Here is a 23153-nt window from a genome sequence, read left to right on the forward strand (position 1 = left end):
GAGTTCCTTGGCCAGGGTTTTCGGCAATTCCTTACAGAAGCTGTTTTCAAAGTTTTACGCCTGCAGGACGGCTGATGAGTGTTGACGAGGGCTTGAATCCTGCGTCAACACCGGACTGCTGGGTTACTTTGACTGTGCTCGTGACGCTTTGAAAACAGCTTCCAACGGACATTGGCGCCTTAAAAGGCTCGCTGATTCTACGGCAAATCTTCCATAAAGGTAAGTTAGCCCTACACGTTCGGGGGTGATCGTTGTTAGACAAAGGGCTAATATGCGAGCTCGTTCTCGCCTGTCGTTGCCCTGCCTGCCATGCCCAATCAAATCATTAAAACGCCCTGCGTCGGCCTTTGTTCCACTGTTTACGGGGACCTGGTGTGCCGTGGCTGCAAGCGTTTCCACCATGAAGTGATCCACTGGAACGGTTACGACGAAGAGCAGAAGCGGGCGGTTTGGCTAAGGCTCGAACAACTGCTGGTTCAGGTGATGACTGCCAAGCTGGAAGTATTCGACGCGGGCAAACTGCGTGCGCAACTGGAACTGCGAAAAATCCGCTTCGTGCCTGCCCAGTCGGAATATTGCTGGGCTTATCAACTGATTGCGCGGGGCGCGCGGGTCATCACCAATATTGAAGCCTACGGCATGGTGCTGATGCCGGAGTTCCGCGACTGGGCCTTGCCTGACTTGCGCGATGCCATTGATCGGGAATTTTTCCTGCTGTCCGAAGCTCACTACGAACGCTACATCGCACCGGGCTTCCTCAAGGATGCGTTTGGCAGCTAGCGACATGCCCGCATACGCGGGATAATGCCCGCCAGTTTCTGGAGTGCTTATGTCTGAATCCATCCAAAGTCAGCCCGTCGACGCCATTCTCGATGCCACCGGCCTCAACTGCCCCGAACCGGTGATGATGCTGCATCAGAAAGTCCGCGACCTGCCGGCTGGCGGCCTGCTCAAAGTCATCGCCACTGACCCGTCCACACGCCGTGACATTCCCAAGTTCTGTGTTTTTCTGGGCCATGATCTGGTCGATCAAGAGGCTGACGACGGGACGTTTCTGTACTGGATTCGCAAGAAGCTGGACTGAGCCTGCAAGTTCGCCGGTAGCGCAGTTTCTGTAGGAGCCAACTTGTTGGCGAGGCGGCATACCTGACACATCGCCTCGCCAACAAGTTGGCTCCTACAGAAAGCGCTTGTTCGGAGTTCGCGCCTTCCTATCCGAATCGATCAATGCCTAAACTGCCGCCGCCTCCAGGGAGTACACCATGCGAATTGTTGCTGACGAAAATATTCCGTTGCTCGACGCGTTCTTTGCCGGTTTCGGCGAGATTCAGCGCTTGCCCGGCCGTTCCATTGACCGGGCTGCCGTAGCAGATGCGGACATTCTGTTGGTGCGCTCGGTAACGCCGGTCACCCGCGAATTGCTCGAAGGCAGCCCGGTACGCTTTGTCGGCACTTGCACCATCGGCACTGATCATCTGGACCTGGATTATTTTCAGGAGGCGGGTATTCAGTGGTCCAGTGCGCCGGGCTGTAATGCCCGTGGTGTAGTGGATTATGTCCTGGGCAGTTTGCTGACCCTCGCGGAAATCGAGGGCGTGGATCTGACGCAGCGTACTTATGGCGTAGTCGGCGCGGGGCAGGTGGGCGGTCGGTTAATCAAGGTGCTGAAGGCGCTGGGCTGGAATGTGCTGGTCTGCGATCCGCCCCGGCAAGCCGTTGAAGGCGGCGACTTCGTCAGCCTTGAGGAAATCCTCCAGCGCTGTGATGTGATCAGTCTGCACACCCCGCTGGACAAGGGGGGCGCGAATCCTACCTGGCATTTGCTCGATCAAACGAGGTTGCAGCAACTCAAGCACGGCAGCTGGCTGATCAATGCCAGCCGTGGCGCTGTGGTCGATAACGCAGCCTTGCATGACACGCTGCTGGCGCGCGAAGACCTGCAAGCCGTGCTCGACGTCTGGGAAGGCGAGCCCAGCGTGAATACCGACCTCGCCGACCTTTGCGTGATCGGCACACCGCATATTGCGGGTTACAGCCTTGACGGAAGGCAGCGGGGCACCGCGCAGATTTATCAGGCTTTGTGTGGGTTCCTTGGACAGGAAGTACACATCAGTCTTTCCGATCTGCTGCCCAAGCCCTGGCTGGCAGAAGTCACCCTGGATGGCCATACCCACCCGGTCTGGGCCATGAACACGCTGTGCCGTGGCGTCTACGACCCGCGCCGTGATGATGCCGACTTCCGACGTAGCCTGGTGGGTGACTCGACCCAACAGCGGCTGGCCTTCGATGCCCTGCGTAAAAACTATCCGCCGCGCCGGGAAATCGAAGGCCTGCGAGTCAGAATTCACGGTCCGTCAGAGCCTTTGAGCAGGGTCGTTCGGGCATTGGGCGCGGTGCTTGTTGACGGCTGAATCACTCGGTGTACTTCTTGATGTAGCCCCACAGCGTTTCGGCAAGACGCGTCGGGATCTGTTTCCAGAACGGACGCATGCGTGACAGGGCGCTATAGGCTTCCTGCCAGGCCTGTGTTCGTTCCAGCGCGCCACTAACCGGGGCTTCAACCAATGCAATGAAACTGGCGAAGCTGCAGGGCAGAGGCAACTGTTCGCTGCGTTCGATACGATGAGTCTGCTCCTTCACAGTTCTGGTCGTGCCGTCTTCGTCGGTGAATGCGTAAGGCGTCAGCGTGTCGATGCGCTCACAACGGCTGCTGCAAAGTTTTCGGCGGTTTTTTAGCGCGCCAAAACCCCTTTCGTACATAGTGATGGTCGAACCGCTGACTCGCATGCAGGCAGTTTCGAACGCGTTAAGGATCACCTCGGCGTTTTCGATACTGGTCTCGATGGTAGCGATGTCGACGAACCGCTCAAGCGTCCCGTTCTCCAATGCGCCCAGTGTGCGATGGATCGTCGACAAGTGAACGAAATCCTTCTTGCAACCGATCAGGTGCACATCGAACTGATAAGTCGAAAGCTCCGGACCTGAAATGACACTGGCGAACGCCTTGGAGTCGAGTGCCGTCTCCATGATGATGTTGAACCTGTTTTCATGGGCATGCTTGAAGATGCGATTGCACAGTTCCCAGATAAAGCCTTCAGTGTGCTTGTAGCGGCTGATCACATCCTGCCCGGCGAATTCCTCGTAACGAGGGTGTAGCTCACGAAAGCTCTCCTGATACAGCTGCACGTAGTTGCCGTAGTGGCCACCTTTGAGCAGGGTATTGTTCAGCATGTAGGTCTTGCCGGAACCTTGCACCCCGGCGACCACGAGGATCTTCGGTGCAGGATTGCCGTCATCGCCAATGTCCCTTCTGACCGCGAACAGGGTTTTCTCCAGCCCGGTGTAAACCTCTTCCAGTTCCTTTGGGGTATAGGTGTAGTGTGTTGCGGACATGCTGGTCTTCCTTGAATTGAGTCATTTTGACTGTTGAAGACCAGGGACGTAATCGCAAGCTCAGCGTCCTCGCAATGGGATAAAGCCGACGTTCATTGCGGGAATTTTCTTGGCGTGCATAAAAAAACCCGGCACTCAGGCCGGGTTTCAAGGGAATCTGCTTATCAATCTTGTTTTTCAGGTGTAACCCAGTTCTTGTCGCATTCCTGACAAGCGGCCTGAACCATCTCCTCAGTGATCACGACTTCGCGCCCGTCCTTGTCCAGGATTGCGCCGCCTACGGGCAGCTGCGGGTTGGCTCGTACGACTGGCACTTCATTGCTGTCTGCTTGCAAGCTCATGGCCTGTCTCCTTCATCAGGTGTTGTGCTTAGACTAACCGCGTTCAATGACTCTGCCGTGACATCCCTTGGCACATCAAACGCGCGTCAAGTCCACCAGAAACTGCACATAACCGCCAGCGTTCGCTTAGATCAATCCTGTCTAGCGCAAGGTCATGACGGTCATAACCATGCGACTAAGGCCAATCGCCATAGTTCATCAATACCTGCCGGGTGGTAATAGCAGAGAAATGCCCGTCGGACCGGTGTAGGCTCTGGCTTCAGCCTTTTATGCGGGTCCAGCTTTCATGGCTTCATTGCTTTCCAGTCGTCAGCGCCAGGCCATTCGTCTGGCGGCGCAGTTCATGGCTCCTTATCGCTGGCAAACGGTTGGCGCGCTGATCGCGCTCATCGTTACAGCCGGGATTACCCTGTCGATCGGGCAGGGGATCAAAATGCTGGTGGACCAGGGTTTCGTCACCCGCTCACCGCACCTGCTCAATCAGTCCATCGGTGTGTTTATGCTGCTGGTCATGGGCCTGGCGGCTGGCACCTTCGTGCGTTTCTATCTGGTGTCGTGGATTGGCGAGCGAGTGGTGGCGGATTTACGCAAGAAGGTGTTCGATCACCTGATCAACCTGCATCCGGGCTTCTACGAAAATAATCGAAGCTCCGAGATACAGTCGCGGCTGACTGCCGATACCACGTTGCTGCAATCGGTGATCGGTTCGTCGCTGTCGATGTTCCTGCGTAATGCCTTGATGGTAATTGGCGGGATTATTCTGTTGTTCATTACCAACCCGAAACTCACCAGCATTGTCGTTGTAGCGCTGCCGCTAGTGGTGGCGCCGATCCTGATCTTTGGCCGTCGCGTGCGCAGCCTGTCCCGGGAAAGTCAAGATCGTGTCGCAGATGTCGGCAGTTACGTGTCCGAAGCGTTGGGGCAGATCAAGACGGTTCAGGCCTACAACCATCAGCAGCAGGACAAGGCGCGCTTCGCGAAGACGGCCGAAGATGCGTTCCAGACCGCTCGCAAGCGCATTCTGCAACGCTCATGGCTGATCACACTGGTGATCGTGCTGGTATTGGGTGCGGTGGCGGTCATGCTGTGGGTCGGTGGCATGGATGTCATCGAGGGTACGATCTCCAGCGGTGAACTGGCTGCGTTCGTGTTTTACGCGCTGATCGTAGGGAGCGCCTTCGGCACCCTGAGCGAAGTGATTGGTGAACTGCAACGGGCGGCGGGTGCGGCCGAACGTATTTCGGAACTGCTGCGGGCCAAAAGCGAAATCACGCCACCGGCCAGCGGTCTATTGCAATTGCCGGAGCGGATCAGCGGTCGTCTGGCATTGGATTCCGTGAGCTTCAGCTATCCATCACGCCCCGAACACAAGGCGGTGGATAACCTGACCCTGACCATTGAACCGGGGGAAACCCTGGCGCTGGTCGGTCCCTCCGGTGCGGGTAAATCGACACTGTTTGATTTGCTGCTGCGTTTCTACGATCCACAGGCGGGGCAAATTCTCATCGAAGGCTTGCCGATTGCGCAGCTGGATCCGCAGGATTTGCGTCGTCACTTTGCGCTGGTTTCGCAGACCCCCGCGCTGTTTTTCGGCAGTGTTGAAGACAATATTCGTTACGGGAATGCCAGCGCCAGCACTGAACAGGTTGAAGCCGCTGCGCGCATTGCCCATGCCCACGAATTCATCCTGCAAATGGCTAACGGATATCAGACGCATCTGGGAGATGGCGGGCTCGGCTTGTCCGGTGGGCAGCGTCAACGCCTGGCCATTGCCAGGGCGTTGTTAGTGGATGCACCGATTCTGCTGCTGGACGAAGCAACCAGTGCGCTGGATGCCCAGAGTGAACACCTGATTCAGGAAGCCTTACCGGGCTTGATGAAAGGCCGTACTACATTGGTCATAGCCCATCGACTGGCCACGGTGCAAAACGCCGACCGGATTGCCGTTATCGATCAAGGGAAACTGGTCGCCGTCGGGACGCATCAGCAATTGATTGTCAGCAATCCGCTGTATGCCAGGCTCGCGGCATTGCAGTTCAATGCGCGGGGGGATGAGGTGGTTTGAGTCGTGCCGGGATTTAAACCGAGTCGACCTTATCGCGGGCAAGCCCTGCTCCCACAAGGGGATGCAATCTCATGTGGGAGCTGGGCTTGCCCGCGATAGGGGATACAAAAAGTCGATATGTCTCAGCGATACTCACACAGATAAGCAGTATCCACCGCCACTTTCAGCTGGAACTTGCTATTGGCAGGAACGTTGAACTGGCTGCCGGTTTCGAAGGTTTCCCAATCGGTGCTGTCTGGCAGTTTCACGCTCAGGCTGCCGGAAATGACGTGCATGATTTCCCGCTGTGCAGTACCGAACTCGTATTCACCCGCGGCCATCACACCAATCGTGGCTTGCCCTTCAGCTTGAGCGAAGGCGATGGATTTAACGGTGCCGTCGAAGTACTCGTTGACTTTGAACATGGCGATTCCTCGATAAGGGCTGGAAATTTGGGCGGCCAGTATGCCCAAGCCTGCTCAAACCGTCACCCGCTTTAGAACGCGAGTGCCAATCAGTTAGGAAGAATCAGAGGCAACAGCCGAGCGGTGTTCCGGGCGTCAACCAGGGCCCGGTGTTGCTGACCGTTGAATTGCATGCCCGCCAGTTGCAGGGCACCGTTCAGTCCCATGGGCCGCTGCAATTGACGCTCCTTGGCGAAGCGTTGCTTGAGGTTCACGTGGGGCACAGTGCTCAGAAAACTCGTCAGGTTGTGCTGCCGCCATTCCTGCTCCAGTTGCTGACGATCATAGTCCCCCCAACTCGCCCAGCCCACGACTCGCGCCTGATGGTGGCTGATCCAGCGCTCGAACGCGGGCCATACAGTGGTCAGCGGCGCGGCGCTGTCGATGTTGCTTTGGCTGATGTGGGTCAGCTCCCTGCAGAAGTTCGTCAGCAAGGGCCGACGCACCGGGCGCACAAAACGCTCGAAATGATCCAGTTCGCGCCCGTCCTGATTGACCAGCGTCGCCCCGATTTCGATGATCTCCATTTCTGCTACCGGCCAGCCGCCTTCTTCGGTCGTGGCTTCCAGATCAATCACCAACCAGTGCGGCATCTGAAGCTCCTGTCCAAAGTCGTTGATCCATTTCAGACCAAGCGTAGCCACATTCAACTGCATACGTCTATCGACGTGACTTCCAGCAACATTAGCCATTAGTCGTTGAGCGTGGCTGACGTAACTCATAGATCGACAACCGATCCGCCAATCCGTGCGATGACCTTTCGCCAGCGGCTAATACGCAGTGCTTTCGGGACGGTATTTATTTCTTGGCCGAGCGCTTGCCTGGTTGCGCGGGCGAGCATAGATTGCTGTGCGTGTGGCAACACTGGGATCAGTTAGCCGATGAAGCTTTAATGATGGCACTTAGCGATAATTAACAGCGTGTTGGACCATTTGCTCATTGTCTTAACAATAAAAAAGACCTAGGGTTGATCAATTTCAGGGGTGCGCAGTCTTGGAGTTTTTGTCTGTGCGATTAGCGTCGCGAGCCTTGCTAATGGCCGCGGCAACAATGCTGGCTATGCCGGTGAGTGCTGCGCAAGTCGTAAAAATTGGTGCAGCGCATTTCCCGCCCTACACCATCCGGCCGGAAAAGGGCGCGGACACCGGTTTATTACCTGAGCTCGTGGCCGCCCTGAACGCAGTCCAGCATGACTATGAGTTTGTGCTGGTGCCGACTTCAATTCCGCGTCGTTTTCGTGATTTCGAGCAGGGCCGCGTCGATATGGCGATTTTTGAAAATCCTGAATGGGATTGGCAAAACATCCCCCACGAAGCCGTCGACATGAAACTCGAAGACGCTGAAATCTTCGTCAGCCGTAAGGTGACAGGTCGTGATCAAAGCTATTTCGATGATTTGCATGGCAAGCGTCTGGCCCTGTTCAGCGGCTATCACTATGCGTTTGCGCAGTTCAACGCCGATCCGAAATACCTCAACGAACACTTCAACACCACGCTGACCTATTCCCACGACAGCAACCTGCTGATGGTAATGCGCGATCGCGCTGATATTGCCTTGGTGACGCGTTCGTATCTGAGTGACTTCATGGCGCGCAACCGGGCGGAAGCTTCGCAGTTGCTGGTGTCGGAGCGGGTTGATCAGACGTACAAGCATTTCGCTTTGCTGCGCCCCAAGGCGCCCATCAGCGGCGCGCAATTCGAGCAGCTATTGCAAGCGCTGCGGGACAACGGGCAGATGTTGAAGATTTTCCAACCGTATCGAATTGCCGTCCTCCCGATGATCAGCCACCGGGCGGTGGCGGATGAGCGGGATCATGCAGCACGCTAAATAAAAAGACGGTGCTTGAAGCACCGTATTTGGTCGTTAGCGATCCTTGGCCTCTTTGGCATCCATCTCGGCGTTGCGCTCGTGGACACGTTTGAGCTGCTCGTCGGTCAGTGGCAGCTTTTGCGCAGACTGGCGCAAGACCATCAAGCCGCCCACCACCGAACCAATTGCTACCAGCAGAATTAACCAGGCATACCAGGGCATAGGGCTCTCCTTTTTATGTAACCGTTTGAGCAGCAGCGCTGCTCAATGGTTCAAGTCTAGTCCCGTGCCCGGTTATGTGCCGCTATTTAAAGCCCGGTCAGCATCGCATCGGCTGGCGCGTCGGCACGTGATTGCGCCGTCAGGCTGAAGTAGATGAAGCCCACCACCATGAAACCGAGGAAGATCAGGCCGATCAGCGCGTTGAACCATGCCATCGCAATCAGGCACACCACCGCCAGTGCCAAAGCGATGCCCGGCACGATCGGGTAGCCCGGCGCGCGGAAGGTGCGCTCCAGCGATGGTTCGGTTTTACGCAGTTTGAACAGGCTGAGCATGCTCATGATGTACATCACGATGGCACCGAAAACCGCCATGGTGATCATCGCCGCCGTCAGGCTCATGCCGCCGAGGTTGATCAGGCCGTCGCTGTAGATCGCGGCAATACCGATGATGCCACCGGCGATGATGGCGCGGTGTGGAGTCTGGAAGCGCGACAGTTTGGCCAGCGAGGAGGGCAGGTAACCGGCGCGAGCCAGGGCGAAGAACTGGCGCGAGTAACCCATGATGATGCCGTGGAAGCTCGCCACCAGACCAAACAGGCCGATCCAGACCAGCATGTGCAACCAGCTGGAGTTTTCGCCGACCACGGTTTTCATTGCCTGTGGCAGCGGGTCGTTGATGTTTGACAGGGTGCGCCAGTCGCCCACGCCGCCCGCGAACAGCATCACGCCCATGGCCAGAAACACCAGGGTCAGAATGCCGCTGACATACGCTTTTGGAATGGTGCGTTTCGGATCTTTGGCTTCTTCAGCCGCCATGGCCGCGCCTTCGATGGCCAGGAAGAACCAGATCGCGAACGGAATGGCCGCAAACATACCGGCGATGGCCGGAGCGCCAAAGGTGTCGGAGCCGGCCCAGCCATTAAGGGCGAAATTGCTGAAGCTGAATGCCGGAGCAACCACGCCCATGAACACCAGCAGCTCAGCCACGGCCAGGATGCAGACCACCAACTCAAAGGTTGCCGCCAGCTTGACGCCGAGAATATTCAGGGTCATGAACACGATATAAGCGCCCACTGCCGCGAGCTTGGGATCAAGCCCCGGAAACTGCACGTTCAGGTAAGCACCAATGGCCATCGCAATCGCCGGTGGCGCAAACACGAATTCGATCAAGGTGGCCAGACCTGCAACCAGTCCGCCTTTTTCCCCGAATGCCCGACGGCTGTAGGCAAATGGTCCGCCCGCGTGCGGGATGGCAGTGGTCAGCTCGGTAAAGCTGAAGATGAAGCAGGTGTACATCAGTGCAACCATCAGCGAAGTGACCAGGAAGCCTAAGGTCCCGGCAACGCCCCAGCCATAACTCCAGCCGAAGTACTCGCCGGAGATCACCAGCCCTACAGCGATCCCCCATAAATGGAGTGTGCCCAGCGTGGGCTTGAGTTGAGTGTTCATGCGTAGCTCCCTGAAGTCTGTGGAATCATCGAAACATCCTGTTGCAGTCGCCATGCCACTCGTCGAACCATAGTCGTATTGGTCCCAAACGCGTCGTTTGCAGAACGGTTCCTGTTTGCGCGCGCCAAGAGGGTGCAGCTTTGGTGCGGTTGGTGCAGGGTGATGTCCGCTTTTGGGCGTATTCATTGGGGAGAATCGATTCAGTTCAGCGGTTCGATTACCGTCTGCGGTAAGGTTCGGATACAATGCGCGCCGATTTCGACCTACCAGAGAACCCGCTCATGTCCGTCTGCCAGACTCCTGTCATCGTCGCCCTGGATTTCCCGACCCGTGACGCCGCTTTGAAACTGGCTGACCAGCTGGACCCCAAGCTGTGCCGCGTCAAGGTCGGCAAAGAGCTGTTTACCAGCTGTGCTTCGGACATCGTCGAAACCTTGCGCGACAAGGGTTTTGAAGTATTCCTGGACCTGAAATTCCACGACATCCCCAACACCACCGCCATGGCTGTCAAAGCCGCGGCCGAGATGGGCGTGTGGATGGTCAACGTGCATTGCTCCGGCGGCTTGCGCATGATGGCGGCCTGCCGCGAAGTGCTCGACCAGCGCACCGGCCCGCAGCCGCTGCTGATCGGCGTGACCGTGCTGACCAGCATGGAGCGCGAAGACCTGGCCGGCATCGGCCTGGACGTCGACCCGCAAGTGCAAGTGCTGCGCCTGGCTGCACTGGCTGAAAAGGCTGGCATGGATGGTCTGGTGTGTTCCGCGCTGGAAGCTCAGGCGCTGAAATCTGCGCATCCTGCTTTGCAGCTGGTCACTCCAGGCATTCGTCCAAGCGGCAGCGCTCTGGACGATCAACGCCGCATCCTGACCCCGCGTCAGGCGCTGGACGCAGGCTCCGACTACCTCGTCATCGGCCGCCCGATCAGCCAGGCCGCAGACCCGGCCAAGGCGCTGGAAGCGGTTGTGGCAGAGTTGGGGCTTTAACAGCTATTCGCTAAAACCGAGGCGACCTTATCGCTGGCAAGCCATGCTCCCACAGGGGGAATGCGACTTTCTGTGGGAGCATGGCTTGCCAGCGATGCAGGCGCCTCGGTCTTATCTGACTCACCTAAGCGCTCAATCTACAAACCCAACACCAACCGCCGCTCATACCCGATCCGGCCCTTGTAGGCCTCGCCGGTATCCACCCAACCCTGGCCGACATACAAATTCAGCGCCGCCAGATTATCCGCATCCACCGACAACATCAGCTGCCCGATATCCGGCCACGTCGTGCGCGCCACCTCCGGCAACCCCTGCAAAAACACCTTGCCCAGGCCTTTACCCTGAACCCGGCGATCAATCTGCAGCGCATGCAACGTCGCTGAACCTTCCACTGCCCAGTGCGGTAAAAACTCCCCACGTTTGAGCAGTAAAAACCCCACCGGCTTGTCATCCATCAACAGCGCCACACCTTGAATATTCGGGCTCGGCCGGACCAGCAACGTGTTCAGCGCACAATAAATATCCCCGGAAAACGGCAGTTGCTCCGGCAGAATCTCCAGAGCATCCAGCTGCTGGCGCTGTGTTTCGTTGAGGGTTTCGTAGCTCACAACTTGCGTATTCATCACTGCTAAATCGCACCGTCTGACAAGAAAAGTAGGCGGTGCGCAGTATGGCTCAGTGTCTGACAGAATTGCATGGCGAGGGCGGGCTAAATATCTGCTTCTCAACGACGGTTAACGCGTCACAGCCATCGCTCAGCAACATCAGCGCGGCATTGGCGATGCAACGCACATCGCAGTCATCGGCACCGTCCAGCGTCTCCAGCAGATAGCGCGCCATACGGATACGCCGGTCGGCACTGGCAAACAGAAAATCCAGAGGCGCCTGGCTGTCGATGTGCATCACCGGGCTGTCGGTGTTGTTGCTCTTGAGAGGGATGAAGCGATTCACGCTGCACCTCCGCGGACGGATGGGGCAGGGGGATTTGGAGTGATCTTGAACATGTTTGAAGCTCCTATGCGAATGGGAGCCGCCAAATACTCACTTCCACATGAGTGGGTGGCAGCTGTGCGCGGGTGTGGAAGACCGGTCATAGGAACCCGGCGCACCCGAAAGTGCCCCAGCGCACAGCCGCCATAACACAACAGTCGCAGACATTACTGTCTCCGATTGCTGGTATGAGCTTTGCGTTCCTATAACCAATCCGGGCTTCCACACCCGATCGCTGATGTGCAGCGACGGCGCGACTATAAGCCCCGATCCCGAGCGCTGCAACCCACCCAACCCCCGTCACACAAGTGCTTGAGCCCTATCGAATTTTTATCCGGCCTTACGGGTTGTAACTTCGCTCAAGACCGGTACAATGGCGCGGCTCGCCGACAGGTGAGTGTCGTTATGGTGACCCCATCGGTCCCCCCGCAACGATTACCCGTGAACCTGGTCAGATCCGGAAGGAAGCAGCCACAGCGGGAACATTGTGTGCCGGGGTGTGGCTGATGGGGTTACCACCTATCTTTCAGTCCTTGAGCCTTCAAGGATTCGCAGCAAAAATCCTCTAAGTGTGGCAGCGTTCCGGTACAGCTGAGTGGTGCACGTTCTGGGGGCATAGCATCGCCAAGCTAATAGTTTCCAGTCGATAAGGATCAAGAAAGACTTATCGCGCTGTGGCCGGGTGATACGTTTTCTTTTTGAGAACCTATCTAAGCAGTGGCATCCCGGTTTTGAGATTGCCTCCGAAATTGTGGGTCAACACAATGTTGGTGATATGTGCTTGCCGAAGTCACTTTGAGCTGTTCAAACAGGTATCCACTGATGCTTTAGCAGGTCCCCTCTGCCTCTGCTCAAGCGAGAAGTGCGTCGACAAATCGCACCTCCTTAGCATCTGCGATAACGAATCTCCTCATGGGCCTGTCGACATCTGCATACCTGAGTATGTTTTTCCGCCCTAGGCAGAACCACCTTGCGACACTGCGGAGTATTCGAGAGCGCGGCTAATACAAAGGCATCAGAATTTTATCTCTCCCTCAGAAGTGTCCTGTGGACATCGCTTGGCCCTTACAGTAGGTTGGCCCACGAAAATCATGGAGGACCGCCTATGGGCTTGTTCACGGGCATTAAAAGCACGTTCAAAAAAACTGAAGCCGCCGTTGTTGTTCGGAATCTTCTGGAGCTTCAGGTACGCGTGGGTTTCTTCCACTCAGACCCAGCAAAGGTCGCTAACTCATTGGTTGCGGCAGTGTGGGACCAGAAGCCAGATATGTTTGACGGGTCGTTCGGACAGCGCCCACATAAACTGTCGGTAGCCGCAGTTGCCCTTGCGGGCGGTATAGAAAACATGGAAGAAGAAAACCCCGATCGGGCGGGTTTAGCAATCTCACTAGCGAATTTGCTCTCGGAGATTGAGGTTAACGGCCGCTTTTACCCCCTCAATGGAATTGATGAAGAGTTGCTCGGCATCGCCGTTGTAGTGTTCAATGGTTTAGGCTACTAATCGCGACCGGCGACAAGCTAAGTTCTTACTATCGTACGTAGGGGCAGCATGACGTTAATTGAAGATGGAGTATTCTCTGAGCGAAGAAGCCTATATCTCTAGCGCATTTATTCGTGAGGATAATGCGGCTTATCTCGTCTTGCTTCATGCTGTCCCGCCATATGTTTATTACTTAAGAGTCGTGGTGCCTGATGTCATTTGTCCTTGCTTCCCTCGATGAGAAACAGGGGCTTGGCTTTCGGCATTAGGATGTGCCGCCCTATCGTAAGGCAAGCACGCATCTGTTCCGGGCTCAATCTCCTAAACATAGATCTGCTTCGTCACCTTCCTCGGAAAATACCTGTCCACCAACGCATACAGCGCCGCCGCTGTTTCAGCATCCACCACGCCGTCATATTTTTGCGGGCGGAAATGCAGCTGGAATGCCCGGATCAGGTTTTTGTATCCACTGTCAGTCATCGCAGCGGTTGGGTCGTACCCGTAACGGCCTAGTTTCGCGATAATTTCGGCTTTGGCGGGCAGGGCGCTGCTGAACTGCGTTTGATAATTTTGTTTGGTTGCTTCGTCATACCACGCGCCGATGCCGGCATCGTGAAGTTCTTTCCAAGGGAAGGCGGCACCGGGATCGCTTTTACGGCCGATGGAGACGTCGCTGTGGCCGACGACGTTAACTGGCGATATGTCCGGGTAACGCTGGAGGATGTTCCTGGCCAACTCTTTGACTGCCTCTATTTGCGCGCAGTTATAGGGCGGGAAGGTGAAAACCCCTTTGTCTTCGGTAGCCACATAAACGATTTCTACTCCAATGGCTGTGTCGTTCAAGTTGTAACGCCTCGCCCATTCGCTGACGCCTGCATGCCATGCGCGTTCTTTTTCATCGACGAGGTTGAAGATGCGCATGTCGGTGAAACCTGCGTCGGTGTAGGTTTTATCGCTCGGGTCGGGGACGAGATAGTGCGAGCTGACCGAGGGACCGGTCAGTGCGGCGACTGATTGTTGGAAGTTACAGGCCGTGTAGTGCATCACCAGAAAGCGGGTGCGGTGGTTGAAGCTTTTGGTGGCTCTGTAACTGTTGTAATCGATAGCGTACATCGGTGAATCCTGCTTAGCGTGAATGAGAAATCACGCTAGCATCGGGTGTTTTGCGTATGGCTTTAGATATGTATTACATGTTGGTTTTTTGGGTGTTTAAGATATCCGCACGCTCTCTGTAGGAGCTGCCGAAGGCTGCGAATCGGTAAAGACTGACACACCGCTTTCGCAGCCTTCGGCAGCTCCTACAATTGGTTATTCTCGCCGTCAGAGCTTGTGCCACGAAGCCGACCAATTTATTTAAAGATGTAGGGGGCACTTGTGCATTTGAGTTGAAACCGTCATCTGTCTAGGAAAAAATACAACGCACCCGACGTATCCGTGTCGATCGTAATTCAGCGCTTTGGATCTATGCACAGCATCTAAATGACCAATACACATGCCACTCAAGTCACCACCCGTGCCGCCACCCCACAGGACGCTTTGTCTATCGGTGTGCTCGGCATGCAGGTTTTTCTCGATACGTATGCCACCGAAGGAATCCGGGACGCAATTGCTCAGGAAGCGCTTGATGCCTTCTTGCCGGATACGATGTCAAAGATCATTTCCCAGCCTGACACTTTGATCGTCGTGGCCGAGGTTAATCATCATCTTGTCGGCTTCGCACAGGTTGCCTTGCGAACTGATCATGAGCTGATTGGCGATTCGAGTGCTGCGGAGTTGAAGCGTCTGTACGTACAGGAAAGGTTTACCGGACGAGGCGTGGGCTACACATTGCTCCAAAGCGCCGAAGAATATGCGCGGCTTGGAGGTGCGTCACCGCTTTGGGCCACGGTCTGGATTGGCAATGAGCGAGCGCTGGGTTTTTATCCTCGGCAGGGTTATGAATGTCTGGGATCGACGTATTTTACTTTTCAAAATGAAACCCATGAAAACCGCTTGTTCGCTAAAAACATAATTTAATGAGTAGAAGATTTTCCTGTGCGAGGGGTAGCCCGTTTTCGGCGCAGCGCTGCCCCGTAGCAAACGCGTAATTTGCTGGCGCGAGTGGGCGACGATCCGACTTGCCCGCGAAGGTCGATAACGCGGTGTGCCTGATCTACCGGGTTGGCTGAATCGCGGGCAAGCCTCGCCAAACAGGAAAAGCTCGCTCCATCTGTGGGACCGAATTCATTCGGGAAGACTGATTGCCATACGCTGAATATGTATTGTCTGTACTGGCCCCTTCGCGAATGAATTCGCTCCCACGGTTATAGCGATCGTTACGCGGCAGCGCTGCTTCAGGGGCAATCAGGTTATCTACTCTACGCGTCAAACCGCAGATCCTTCCTTAACCCTTCAACACAAAAGTCCACGAACGAACGCACTTTCGAAGAGCCTCTGCGGCCTTCCAGATAAACCACATGAACCGGTTCTGGCTCGATCTCGAACCCTTGCAGCACGCATTTGAGTTTCTCGTCGCGCAGGTACTCGCGTATCTGGTAATACGGCACCTGGGTCAGCCCCCAATTCTGTAGGGCTGCGCCGATTGCAGCCTGGAACGAGGTCAGGCTGAGCCGCGAAGCGACGTCCACGCTGTAGTCGCGGCCGTCGACCCGGAAGGCCCATTGCGGTGGGCGTTCTGAGGCGGATGTCGAGATGGTTGAGTGTCGGCGTAAATCGTCCGGGTGTTGCGGGGTGCCGTGTTCGGCCAGGTAGGCAGGGGAGGCGCAGACCATACGACGCACGCTGCCGACCGGGATTGCCGTCAGCGTTGAGTCGGGCAGGGCACCGATGCGCACCGCGACATCTATGCCTTCGTCCAGCATGGACACAACCCGATCAACCAGAATCGCGCGAATCTCCACAGCCGGGTATTGGCTGAGAAAGCGGGTCAGCAGCGGTGTGACGTGCAGCGCGCCGAACATCTGAGGCGCTGTCACCGTCAGTAATCCACCAGGCAGTGTATGCAGGCCACCCGCAGCGTTTTCAGCCTCATCAAGATCGGCGAGCAAGCGGCGGCAATCGATGGCGAAGCGCTCTCCGGCTTCAGTAAGCCGCATGTTTCGAGTGTTACGCACCACCAGCAGAATCCCCAGCCGGGTCTCCAGGCTGGCCACGGCCCGAGTGACTGTCGCGGTGGATAAACCAAAGTGCCGGGCAACTCCGGCGAAACTGGTTTGCTCGGCCAGTGCGGCGAAAATCGTCATTTCCTGAATTCGATCCATGTTCCACTCGCAGCGTGAGGTGACTGCCTCGAATGCTATCAGTATTGCAGTAATTGAAATGGTGAATTGAGTTGGCTGGTAATTCTCTGCAGAGGAAGCAACGAATAGCATGGATCTCTGTTCTTTCACCTCAGGTTTTTATCATGACCAAGTTCGATCCATCAGCCGAAGCCAGCGATGCAAATGGCGTCAGTCGGCGCAAGGTTTTACAGGCATCTGCTGTGGGCGCCGCCGCTGCGCTGGGCGCTTCATTCGTGAGCGCTGCCCCTTCATCCTCCAGCTCAACTGCAAGCAGGAAAACCGTTATGGCACTCGACGATGCGTCTCGCGTTACGTTTCACACTCAGAAGGTCGGCGAGGTAGAAGTTTTCTATCGCGAAGTCGGCCGAAAGGACGCCCCGGTACTTCTGCTGTTGCACGGCTTCCCGAGCGCCAGCCACATGTTCCGTGACCTGATGCCATTGCTGGCCAGCCAGTACCGCCTCATCGCACCGGATTTACCGGGTTTCGGTAACACCAAAGCACCGCCGCGAGGGCAATTCGATTACAGCTTCGAAAACCTCTACAAGGTGATCGAGGGTTTTACCGAAGCCTTGGGTCTGAAGAAGTACGCGTTGTACATATTCGATTACGGCGCGCCAACCGGCTTGCGTCTTGCTGCGGCAAATCCGGAAAAGGTGACCGCAATCATCACCCAGAACGGCAATGCCTATCTGGAAGGCTTCAGTGATCAATGGGATCCGTGGCAAGCCTACTGGCGTGATCCTTCGGCTGCCAATCGCGAGGCCTGCCGTCCCTCGTTGTCGCCGGAGACTATTCGTGACTGGCAATATGGAACAGGATCTGATCCGCAGAAGCTTTCACCGGACGGCTACAATCTCGACATCCTGTATATGGCTCGGCCAGGTGCAGAGGAGATCCAGCTGGACCTGATTCTCGACTACCGCACCAACGTGGCGGCTTACCCGGCGTTTCAGGCGTACTTGCGCAAATACCAGCCGCCGTTGCTGGCCGTTTGGGGCAAGCACGATCCGGCGTTCATCCCGCCGGGCGCAGAGGCTTACCGCAAGGATATTCCGGATGCAGAAGTGCATTTGCTGGACGCGGGTCACTTCGCACTTGAAACCCATGCGCCAGAAGTGGCCGGGTATATCCGCGAATTTCTCACACGCAAGCTGAAGCAGCAGTAAAACCGGTCAGCCAATATGGCGTCCGCCTGCACATTCATTGTGACCAGACGGACGCCATCCTTAACTGTCTCTGCCATATTCGGTTGAACTCGCGATTACGCCAGGTTTCAACCCTTACCTCTGTATTCCGACAAAACTAAGTTTTTGAATGTTAGTTGCATACGAGGGTATGCATTTGGATGTTTTTGCCGTTTTAGCGTGAATAATAATTTACCCTCCGCCTTATATCCCTCCGCATTAATTCTCCAGGTCCGCTTTTGCCTGACCTACACAATGTCAGCCCATTAGAGGCTCCTGCCAACAATCCTGAGTCAGTTCGTCGATACCCTCGATAGTTAATGAAACTGTCCGGTGTCACGGGAGTCATCTAGTTAACGAGGTGTATTTCAATTCACCTGTTAACGTATTCAGGAAAACCATGCGGATTTTGATTGTCGAGGATGACCCCATACTGGCGTTGCTGAACGCTGATGCTCTTGAAGAGGAAGGTCATGAGATTATTGGGCCCGCTTATGACGAAGCCGAAGCATTGCGGCTTGCCAGGGATTTCCAGGTAGACATTGCGTTTGTTGATATCAACCTCTCCGGGAACGAAGAAGGCATCAAGGTCGCGAATGTTTTACGTGATCAGTACGGCATTTTTTCTCTCTTTGTGACGGGACAGATTGTCGCCGCCCGCGAGCGGGGAGCTGAGTCAATCGGCGTTTTAAGTAAGCCCTACAGTCTTGATGATCTGGCAAAGGCTGCATTGATTGCCGGCTTTTGGTTGGCAGGCCAGCCCGCCAACATTCCGAATCCTGGGGCTCTGAAAATTTTTAATGAGCGCTCCGGGCCTCCGAAGGCATTACCTGAACATTCCTCTCGTATCGCAACTGAACACCGGCCATCATGACGTGATGTGCAATTGCAGCAATGCAATAACCAACGTCATGTGGATGTGTAGGAATGGATTTACGCGACCTTTATTACTTCGAAACCATTGCTGATCTGGGCAATCTGGGGCGCGCAGGTGAAAAGCTGCATCGCACCCAGCCTGCGCTTTCGAAAAGCATTCAGCGACTGGAAGAGACCCTCGGTACCGCTTTGTTTTTTCGTGAAGGGCGGCGCATGCGCCTCACTCCTGCCGGTGAACTGCTGCTGATGCGTGCCCGGCTTTTGCGTCAGGGCGTGCAGGAAACCCGTCGGGAAATTCAGGACTTCGCCAAAGGCACGGTGGGAAACGTGCGCCTCGGCTGTGGACCTACAGCCGCCGAATACCTGCTGCCAAGTCTGGTGTCGTTATTGCTGGAGACGGCCCCGGACCTGACGTTGGAGCTGGTCACCGGCCAGAACGATATCCTGCTCAATTCGTTGCGGACCGGGCAACTGGATCTGCTGATCTGCCCGCTGTCAGCGGTCGATGTTTCGCAATTCGAAACGTTTGCCCTGTTGCAGGATGAAGTGGTTGTGGTCGCCAGTGCGGACCATGTGTTGTTCGAGGGGCCAATCAGCATGGCGGGGTTGTGTGACTGGCGGTGGGTGCTGGCAGCACCCACGGTGGCGACCCGGCGCTGGCTGGACAACGCTTTTTTCAACCACCAACTGGACACGCCGCAGATTCAGATACAGACCAACTCCATCAACATGATGCCGCGACTGATTGCTCACACGCCGCTGTTGAGCTTCATTTCCAGGCACAACCTCGGCGTGGGCAAAATTGGCGCTACCTTGCGTGAGGTGCAATTGCCGGAAACCACTATGAAGCGCAGCTTCGGTCTGGTCATGCGCCGCGAAGCCTATGTCTCGCCGCCCACTGCGTACGTCGTCGATCTGCTCAAGCGCGAAGGCTCGGGCCTTTTCACTGATCATTCCGATCTGACTTGACCTCAATTAAAAGCTTTTTCTGCAGGAACGACTGGGGCGGTGCTCCAACTTGCCCGCTATTGCGTCAGCACAGACGATATATCCAACGCCCGATATATAGAATCGCGGGCAAGCGCGCTCCTACAGGTCCACGTTTGCTGCTCGACAGCGCTGTGTCAGGGATGCAGGTTCGGCTTCTATCAAACAAAAATGCAACGACCTGATCTGGAATTCCTTTCTGTAGGAGCTCACGAGCACCGCGAGGCAGCGATGGCAGTCTGTCTGATGCACCGCTATCGCGGCCTCGCGGTGCTCGTGCGCTCCTACAGGGATAGTGTTTGCTGCTCGACAGCGATGTGTCAGGGACGAAGGTGTTACCCAATGCCCCAGCAAGGGCGAAATATGCGTGATTTCATCAATTAAATTCATAGTTGAATAAAAAAGCGGAAATAGATTTATACGAAGAAAAAGTTAACCATGGATGCCATAGCGGTAGGTATCGCCCGTCGATGTCTGAACCGATGCCAATAATGAAAACAAGGCGTCCTGTATGACTTACACCATTCTTGTCACCGCCGAACGCCTGGCTCCAGCTGGACTGGACATTCTTACGCAGCGCGGCTGCCGGGTGTTGTTTGTTCGCGCCGGGCAGGAGGTCGCTGACATCGAGCGGTTGATGGCCAGCGAACCGATCGATGCGGTGATCTCCCGGACCTTCGAGCTGAGCGAGCAGGCGATTGCCGCGTCTCCGACCCTGAAAGTCATCTCCAAACACGGCGTTGGCGTCAGCAATATCCACGTTGCTGCGGCCAGTGCCCGCGGCATTCCGGTTTACGTCACGCCCGGTGCCAACGCGCAGTCGGTGTGTGAAATGACCCTGGGCTTGATGTTCGCCGCGGCACGTAAAGTCAGCTGGATGGACAGCGAGATCCGCGCCGGTCGCTGGTCCCGTGCGCAGGACGGGCTGGAGTTGAGCGGGCGCACGCTGGGCCTCGTGGGTTTTGGTCAGGTGGCGCGCAAAGTCGCGACGGTGTGCCAGGCGCTCGGTATGCCGGTGCGGGTCTACGATCCGTTTCTCAAAACCGACAGCGATCTGCAGGGCGCTGTGGCCGTTGACTCGCTGGCAGCATTGCTCAGTGAAAGCCATGTCCTGAGCCTGCACGTGCCGCTCACTGCACAGACCCGAAACCTGATTGGCGCTGCCGAGTTGGCAATGCTTCCCGTAGGCGCGGTTCTGATCAATACCGCTCGCGGTGAAGTCGTAGACGAAGCCGCGCTGGTTGATGCGCTGCGCAGCGGTCAATTGTATGCAGCAGGTCTGGACACCATGGCCATCGAACCTTTGCCGTCCGACAGTCCCTTATTGCATCTGGATAACGTCGTGCTGACTCCTCATGTCGGCGGTTCAACCCCGGCTGCACTGGCTGCAATGGCACGGGACGCTGCCACCAACGTTCTGGGCTTTCTCGACGGCAAGCCTGTGCCGCGTACTTCATGCGTCAACGCTGATCTGCTTTCCCTTTGACTGGAGATTCACCATGACCGCTTCTGCTCTCAATGACTGGCCAACCGGCTACCGCATCAATCCGCGTAACGGCGACCTCAATGTTGAACTGATCGAAGCCTTCCGAAACATTCCTGTGGCGGTGGCGGGCGATTGCCTGGGGCGCGGCATTGGCGCCAGAGGCCTGCACGTTTATCACGGCGATCTGTCGCTCAAGTTGTGTGGCCCGGCGTTCACTCTGCGGGTTCGCCCCGGCGACAACCTGATGGTGCACAAGGCGCTGATGATGGTGCAGCCCGGTGATGTATTGGTTATCGACGGTGCGGGCGATATCAGCCAGGCGGTGATTGGTGGCCTGGTCCGAACCACGGCATTGCGGGTCAAGCTCGGCGGCATTGTGATCGACGGGGCGGTCCGTGATCTTGAGGAGCTGGCCGAAGGCATCCTGCCAGTGTTTGCAGCAGGGCATACCCATCGTGGCCCGAGCAAGGATGGCCCCGGCGAAATCAACGTGCCGATTGCCTGCGCCGGACTTTGCGTCATGCCCGGCGATTTGATGCTGGGCGATGCAGACGGCGTGCTGGCAGTGCCGCAGGCGGATGTCGCGGCACTGCTGCCCAAAGCCATCGCCCATCTTGAGCGAGAGGCCGCGATCCGCGAAACCAATCGCCTTGGCACTGCCGACCCGGAACGCTTCGACGCACTGCTGCGCGCCAAAGGCCTGCCGGTCTGAGCACCTTTCACTGACTCTCGTTAAACCCCTGCACGGGCGATCCATGCCTATAGCTGGCGCTTCGCATCTGTAAAAAAGTCACCCAGATAAAACTAAAAAAAAGAGGGAACCCATGCTGACGATCCTCAGCTATACGATGATCATTTGCTTCATGTACCTGGTCATGAGCCGCCGTCTTTCACCCTTGGTGGCATTGATGCTGGTGCCGGTGGTATTCGCCTGTATCGGCGGGTTCGCTGCGGGCCTTGGCCCGATGATGATCGACGGGGTGAAGATGCTTGCCCCCACCGGCATCATGCTGACCTTTGCGATCCTGTACTTTTCGATGATGACCGACGCCGGGCTATTCAACCCGCTGGTCAAACTGATCCTGAAAGTGGTGAAGGGCGACCCGCAGAAAATCGTGATCGGCAGCGCCATTCTGGGGATTTGCGTCGGCCTGGATGGCGACGGTGCGACCACTTACATCATCACCACGGCCGCGCTGTTGCCGCTTTACCGGCGCACCGGGATTCGCCTGCAAGTCATGGCGACGGTGTTGCTGCTCAGCAACGGCGTGATGAACATGCTGCCTTGGGCCGGGCCCTTTTCGCGCGCCGCCAGCGCCATGCACGTGGACGTCGCCGACCTGTTCATGGAAATGCTGCCGATGATGCTGGCGGCCGTGGCATGGGTTGTGTTTGTTGCGTTTCTGCTCGGGCGCATGGAGAAGCGTCGTTTAGGTGTGATCGAGTTACGCGAAGGCGAGGGCATGGATCACTTCAAAGAGTCCGCACCGGGCGACTGGCGCTTCGCATTCAACGCTGTGCTGACGATTGCCCTGATTACCTGCATGGTCATGAGCGTATTGCCGCTGCCGATTCTGTTCATGCTGGCCTTCGGTATAGGCGCGGTGGTCAATTTCCCGAAAATCGAAGACCAGAAAGCCCTGATCTCGCGTCATGCGGGCAACGTCATGCTGGTCTCGCTGCTGATTTTTGCAGCAGGGATATTCGTCGGCATCATGACCGGCACCGGCATGATCAAGGCCATCTCAGAAAGCCTGATCTACGTCATCCCGCAGTGGGCCGGGCAGTACATGTCGTTGATTACTGCGTTCATCAGTATGCCGGGCACCTACGTACTGACTAACGATGCGTTTTACTTCGGCATCCTGCCGATCCTCGCCGAGACCGCCAGCCATTACGGCATCGGGCCTATGGAAATGGCTGTCGCCGGGCTGATCGGCCAACCGGTGCATGTGTTGAGCCCTCTGGTGGCATCGACTTACCTGCTGTGCGGTTTGCTGGATGTCGATTATGCGAACAACCAGCGTATTTCCTTCAAATGGTCGGTGGGCACCGTGGGCGTCATGTTTGTGATGTCGCTGCTGATTGGCGCGCTTTCCATCCTGCACTAAAGCATTGGCCATCGGCCCTGTGCCGATGGCCTGCATCCGAGGTCATGT

At 56.5% G+C, this 23153-nt stretch carries 24 protein-coding genes and 1 other RNA gene; 15 read left to right on the top strand and 10 right to left on the bottom strand.

Going from position 1 to position 23153, the window contains the following annotated elements:
- Window positions 1-309: 309 nt before the first annotated feature.
- The 3 genes from K3169_RS10015 to pdxB all read left to right on the top strand — a co-directional run bounded on the left by K3169_RS10015 (window position 310) and on the right by pdxB (window position 2411).
- Window positions 310-780 carry a DUF1289 domain-containing protein gene (locus tag K3169_RS10015; RefSeq protein WP_027898616.1) on the top strand — a complete coding sequence of 157 codons (471 nt, stop codon included), beginning with the start codon at window positions 310-312 and terminating at the stop codon, window positions 778-780.
- Between the two features lie 49 nt (window positions 781-829).
- On the top strand, window positions 830-1084 hold the full coding sequence (tusA, locus tag K3169_RS10020; protein ID WP_263271282.1) for a sulfurtransferase TusA: 255 nt from the start codon (window positions 830-832) through the stop codon (window positions 1082-1084).
- Window positions 1085-1262: 178 nt separating this feature from the next.
- Window positions 1263-2411 (top strand): 4-phosphoerythronate dehydrogenase PdxB, encoded by a 1149-nt coding sequence (gene pdxB, locus K3169_RS10025; RefSeq protein ID WP_263271284.1) that lies wholly within the window; start codon window positions 1263-1265, stop codon window positions 2409-2411.
- Between the two features lies 1 nt (window position 2412).
- Here pdxB and K3169_RS10030 read toward each other — a convergent pair whose 3' ends face one another.
- The gene (locus K3169_RS10030; protein ID WP_263271286.1) at window positions 2413-3393 is read right to left on the bottom strand and encodes a zeta toxin family protein; all 981 of its coding nucleotides are present in this window, start codon (window positions 3391-3393) and stop codon (window positions 2413-2415) included.
- A 164-nt stretch (window positions 3394-3557) separates the two neighbouring features.
- The gene (locus tag K3169_RS10035) at window positions 3558-3734 is read right to left on the bottom strand and encodes a PA1571 family protein (protein ID WP_049826756.1); all 177 of its coding nucleotides are present in this window, start codon (window positions 3732-3734) and stop codon (window positions 3558-3560) included.
- A gap of 286 nt (window positions 3735-4020) precedes the next feature.
- Between K3169_RS10035 and K3169_RS10040 the strand changes: the two genes are divergently transcribed.
- Window positions 4021-5799, top strand: coding sequence for an ABC transporter transmembrane domain-containing protein (locus K3169_RS10040; RefSeq protein ID WP_263271287.1), 1779 nt, complete (start codon window positions 4021-4023; stop codon window positions 5797-5799).
- A gap of 122 nt (window positions 5800-5921) precedes the next feature.
- Here the strand turns inward: K3169_RS10040 and K3169_RS10045 are convergent, their stop codons facing one another.
- Both K3169_RS10045 and K3169_RS10050 read right to left on the bottom strand, forming a co-directional pair.
- Complete coding sequence (locus K3169_RS10045) at window positions 5922-6203, bottom strand: pyrimidine/purine nucleoside phosphorylase (protein WP_027900167.1); 282 nt, start codon at window positions 6201-6203, stop codon at window positions 5922-5924.
- A gap of 89 nt (window positions 6204-6292) precedes the next feature.
- Window positions 6293-6835 carry an exonuclease domain-containing protein gene (locus K3169_RS10050; RefSeq protein ID WP_095093612.1) on the bottom strand — a complete coding sequence of 181 codons (543 nt, stop codon included), beginning with the start codon at window positions 6833-6835 and terminating at the stop codon, window positions 6293-6295.
- A gap of 442 nt (window positions 6836-7277) precedes the next feature.
- Between K3169_RS10050 and K3169_RS10055 the strand changes: the two genes are divergently transcribed.
- Window positions 7278-8069 carry a substrate-binding periplasmic protein gene (locus tag K3169_RS10055; protein WP_263271290.1) on the top strand — a complete coding sequence of 264 codons (792 nt, stop codon included), beginning with the start codon at window positions 7278-7280 and terminating at the stop codon, window positions 8067-8069.
- Window positions 8070-8105: 36 nt separating this feature from the next.
- Here K3169_RS10055 and K3169_RS10060 read toward each other — a convergent pair whose 3' ends face one another.
- Both K3169_RS10060 and eat read right to left on the bottom strand, forming a co-directional pair.
- Window positions 8106-8273: a DUF2897 family protein gene (locus tag K3169_RS10060; protein WP_049826916.1), complete on the bottom strand. Its 168-nt coding sequence runs from the start codon at window positions 8271-8273 to the stop codon at window positions 8106-8108.
- An 86-nt stretch (window positions 8274-8359) separates the two neighbouring features.
- A complete protein-coding gene (gene eat / locus K3169_RS10065; protein WP_263271292.1) occupies window positions 8360-9724 on the bottom strand; it encodes an ethanolamine permease in 1365 nt (454 codons plus the stop codon).
- 281 nt (window positions 9725-10005) lie between these two features.
- On the opposite strand from eat, the gene pyrF reads away from it, so the two are divergent.
- A complete protein-coding gene (gene pyrF, locus K3169_RS10070) occupies window positions 10006-10707 on the top strand; it encodes an orotidine-5'-phosphate decarboxylase (RefSeq protein WP_164705987.1) in 702 nt (233 codons plus the stop codon).
- Between the two features lie 137 nt (window positions 10708-10844).
- Here pyrF and K3169_RS10075 read toward each other — a convergent pair whose 3' ends face one another.
- Both K3169_RS10075 and K3169_RS10080 read right to left on the bottom strand, forming a co-directional pair.
- Window positions 10845-11330 carry a GNAT family N-acetyltransferase gene (locus tag K3169_RS10075; RefSeq protein WP_263271294.1) on the bottom strand — a complete coding sequence of 162 codons (486 nt, stop codon included), beginning with the start codon at window positions 11328-11330 and terminating at the stop codon, window positions 10845-10847.
- A gap of 52 nt (window positions 11331-11382) precedes the next feature.
- A complete protein-coding gene (locus K3169_RS10080; RefSeq protein ID WP_231677666.1) occupies window positions 11383-11658 on the bottom strand; it encodes a hypothetical protein in 276 nt (91 codons plus the stop codon).
- A 454-nt stretch (window positions 11659-12112) separates the two neighbouring features.
- Here K3169_RS10080 and ffs point away from each other — a divergent pair.
- Both ffs and K3169_RS10090 read left to right on the top strand, forming a co-directional pair.
- Window positions 12113-12209, top strand: an RNA gene (ffs, locus tag K3169_RS10085) — signal recognition particle sRNA small type.
- A gap of 593 nt (window positions 12210-12802) precedes the next feature.
- Window positions 12803-13198, top strand: a complete 396-nt coding sequence (locus K3169_RS10090; protein ID WP_122707175.1) for a hypothetical protein — start codon at window positions 12803-12805, stop codon at window positions 13196-13198.
- A gap of 300 nt (window positions 13199-13498) precedes the next feature.
- On the opposite strand, the gene K3169_RS10095 is transcribed toward K3169_RS10090, so the two are convergent.
- Window positions 13499-14290: an N-acetylmuramoyl-L-alanine amidase gene (locus tag K3169_RS10095; RefSeq protein WP_263271297.1), complete on the bottom strand. Its 792-nt coding sequence runs from the start codon at window positions 14288-14290 to the stop codon at window positions 13499-13501.
- Between the two features lie 366 nt (window positions 14291-14656).
- Between K3169_RS10095 and K3169_RS10100 the strand changes: the two genes are divergently transcribed.
- Window positions 14657-15193, top strand: coding sequence for a GNAT family N-acetyltransferase (locus K3169_RS10100; RefSeq protein WP_263271299.1), 537 nt, complete (start codon window positions 14657-14659; stop codon window positions 15191-15193).
- A 341-nt stretch (window positions 15194-15534) separates the two neighbouring features.
- Here K3169_RS10100 and K3169_RS10105 read toward each other — a convergent pair whose 3' ends face one another.
- The gene (locus tag K3169_RS10105) at window positions 15535-16437 is read right to left on the bottom strand and encodes a LysR substrate-binding domain-containing protein (protein WP_263271301.1); all 903 of its coding nucleotides are present in this window, start codon (window positions 16435-16437) and stop codon (window positions 15535-15537) included.
- Between the two features lie 305 nt (window positions 16438-16742).
- Here K3169_RS10105 and K3169_RS10110 point away from each other — a divergent pair, with 305 nt between their 5' ends.
- The 6 genes from K3169_RS10110 to K3169_RS10135 all read left to right on the top strand — a co-directional run bounded on the left by K3169_RS10110 (window position 16743) and on the right by K3169_RS10135 (window position 23105).
- Window positions 16743-17627 carry an alpha/beta fold hydrolase gene (locus tag K3169_RS10110; protein WP_263272253.1) on the top strand — a complete coding sequence of 295 codons (885 nt, stop codon included), beginning with the start codon at window positions 16743-16745 and terminating at the stop codon, window positions 17625-17627.
- A gap of 418 nt (window positions 17628-18045) precedes the next feature.
- On the top strand, window positions 18046-18519 hold the full coding sequence (locus tag K3169_RS10115) for a response regulator (protein ID WP_122707169.1): 474 nt from the start codon (window positions 18046-18048) through the stop codon (window positions 18517-18519).
- 53 nt (window positions 18520-18572) lie between these two features.
- Entirely contained in the window at window positions 18573-19490 is a 918-nt protein-coding gene (locus K3169_RS10120; protein WP_099269699.1) for a LysR family transcriptional regulator, read from the top strand.
- Between the two features lie 529 nt (window positions 19491-20019).
- Window positions 20020-20994: a hydroxyacid dehydrogenase gene (locus tag K3169_RS10125; protein ID WP_027898036.1), complete on the top strand. Its 975-nt coding sequence runs from the start codon at window positions 20020-20022 to the stop codon at window positions 20992-20994.
- A gap of 13 nt (window positions 20995-21007) precedes the next feature.
- The gene (locus tag K3169_RS10130; RefSeq protein WP_122395411.1) at window positions 21008-21706 is read left to right on the top strand and encodes an RraA family protein; all 699 of its coding nucleotides are present in this window, start codon (window positions 21008-21010) and stop codon (window positions 21704-21706) included.
- Between the two features lie 112 nt (window positions 21707-21818).
- Window positions 21819-23105 (top strand): CitMHS family transporter, encoded by a 1287-nt coding sequence (locus K3169_RS10135; RefSeq protein ID WP_231677662.1) that lies wholly within the window; start codon window positions 21819-21821, stop codon window positions 23103-23105.
- Window positions 23106-23153 lie beyond the last annotated feature (48 nt).

Source organism: Pseudomonas phytophila (genome assembly GCF_025643095.1).
GTDB lineage: Bacteria > Pseudomonadota > Gammaproteobacteria > Pseudomonadales > Pseudomonadaceae > Aquipseudomonas > Aquipseudomonas quasicaspiana.

Coding starts and splice junctions, on each gene's coding strand:
- K3169_RS10035 (WP_049826756.1), bottom strand. CDS start 3,734: ATGAGCTTGCAAGCAGACAGCAATGAAGTGCCAGTCGTACGAGCCAAC.
- K3169_RS10135 (WP_231677662.1), top strand. CDS start 21,819: ATGCTGACGATCCTCAGCTATACGATGATCATTTGCTTCATGTACCTG.
- pdxB (WP_263271284.1), top strand. CDS start 1,263: ATGCGAATTGTTGCTGACGAAAATATTCCGTTGCTCGACGCGTTCTTT.
- K3169_RS10115 (WP_122707169.1), top strand. CDS start 18,046: ATGCGGATTTTGATTGTCGAGGATGACCCCATACTGGCGTTGCTGAAC.
- tusA (WP_263271282.1), top strand. CDS start 830: ATGTCTGAATCCATCCAAAGTCAGCCCGTCGACGCCATTCTCGATGCC.
- K3169_RS10060 (WP_049826916.1), bottom strand. CDS start 8,273: ATGCCCTGGTATGCCTGGTTAATTCTGCTGGTAGCAATTGGTTCGGTG.
- K3169_RS10040 (WP_263271287.1), top strand. CDS start 4,021: ATGGCTTCATTGCTTTCCAGTCGTCAGCGCCAGGCCATTCGTCTGGCG.
- K3169_RS10050 (WP_095093612.1), bottom strand. CDS start 6,835: ATGCCGCACTGGTTGGTGATTGATCTGGAAGCCACGACCGAAGAAGGC.
- K3169_RS10100 (WP_263271299.1), top strand. CDS start 14,657: ATGACCAATACACATGCCACTCAAGTCACCACCCGTGCCGCCACCCCA.
- K3169_RS10110 (WP_263272253.1), top strand. CDS start 16,743: ATGGCACTCGACGATGCGTCTCGCGTTACGTTTCACACTCAGAAGGTC.
- eat (WP_263271292.1), bottom strand. CDS start 9,724: ATGAACACTCAACTCAAGCCCACGCTGGGCACACTCCATTTATGGGGG.
- K3169_RS10095 (WP_263271297.1), bottom strand. CDS start 14,290: ATGTACGCTATCGATTACAACAGTTACAGAGCCACCAAAAGCTTCAAC.
- K3169_RS10120 (WP_099269699.1), top strand. CDS start 18,573: ATGGATTTACGCGACCTTTATTACTTCGAAACCATTGCTGATCTGGGC.
- K3169_RS10030 (WP_263271286.1), bottom strand. CDS start 3,393: ATGTCCGCAACACACTACACCTATACCCCAAAGGAACTGGAAGAGGTT.
- K3169_RS10045 (WP_027900167.1), bottom strand. CDS start 6,203: ATGTTCAAAGTCAACGAGTACTTCGACGGCACCGTTAAATCCATCGCC.
- K3169_RS10075 (WP_263271294.1), bottom strand. CDS start 11,330: ATGAATACGCAAGTTGTGAGCTACGAAACCCTCAACGAAACACAGCGC.
- K3169_RS10105 (WP_263271301.1), bottom strand. CDS start 16,437: ATGGATCGAATTCAGGAAATGACGATTTTCGCCGCACTGGCCGAGCAA.
- K3169_RS10090 (WP_122707175.1), top strand. CDS start 12,803: ATGGGCTTGTTCACGGGCATTAAAAGCACGTTCAAAAAAACTGAAGCC.
- K3169_RS10130 (WP_122395411.1), top strand. CDS start 21,008: ATGACCGCTTCTGCTCTCAATGACTGGCCAACCGGCTACCGCATCAAT.
- pyrF (WP_164705987.1), top strand. CDS start 10,006: ATGTCCGTCTGCCAGACTCCTGTCATCGTCGCCCTGGATTTCCCGACC.
- K3169_RS10125 (WP_027898036.1), top strand. CDS start 20,020: ATGACTTACACCATTCTTGTCACCGCCGAACGCCTGGCTCCAGCTGGA.
- K3169_RS10055 (WP_263271290.1), top strand. CDS start 7,278: ATGGCCGCGGCAACAATGCTGGCTATGCCGGTGAGTGCTGCGCAAGTC.
- K3169_RS10015 (WP_027898616.1), top strand. CDS start 310: ATGCCCAATCAAATCATTAAAACGCCCTGCGTCGGCCTTTGTTCCACT.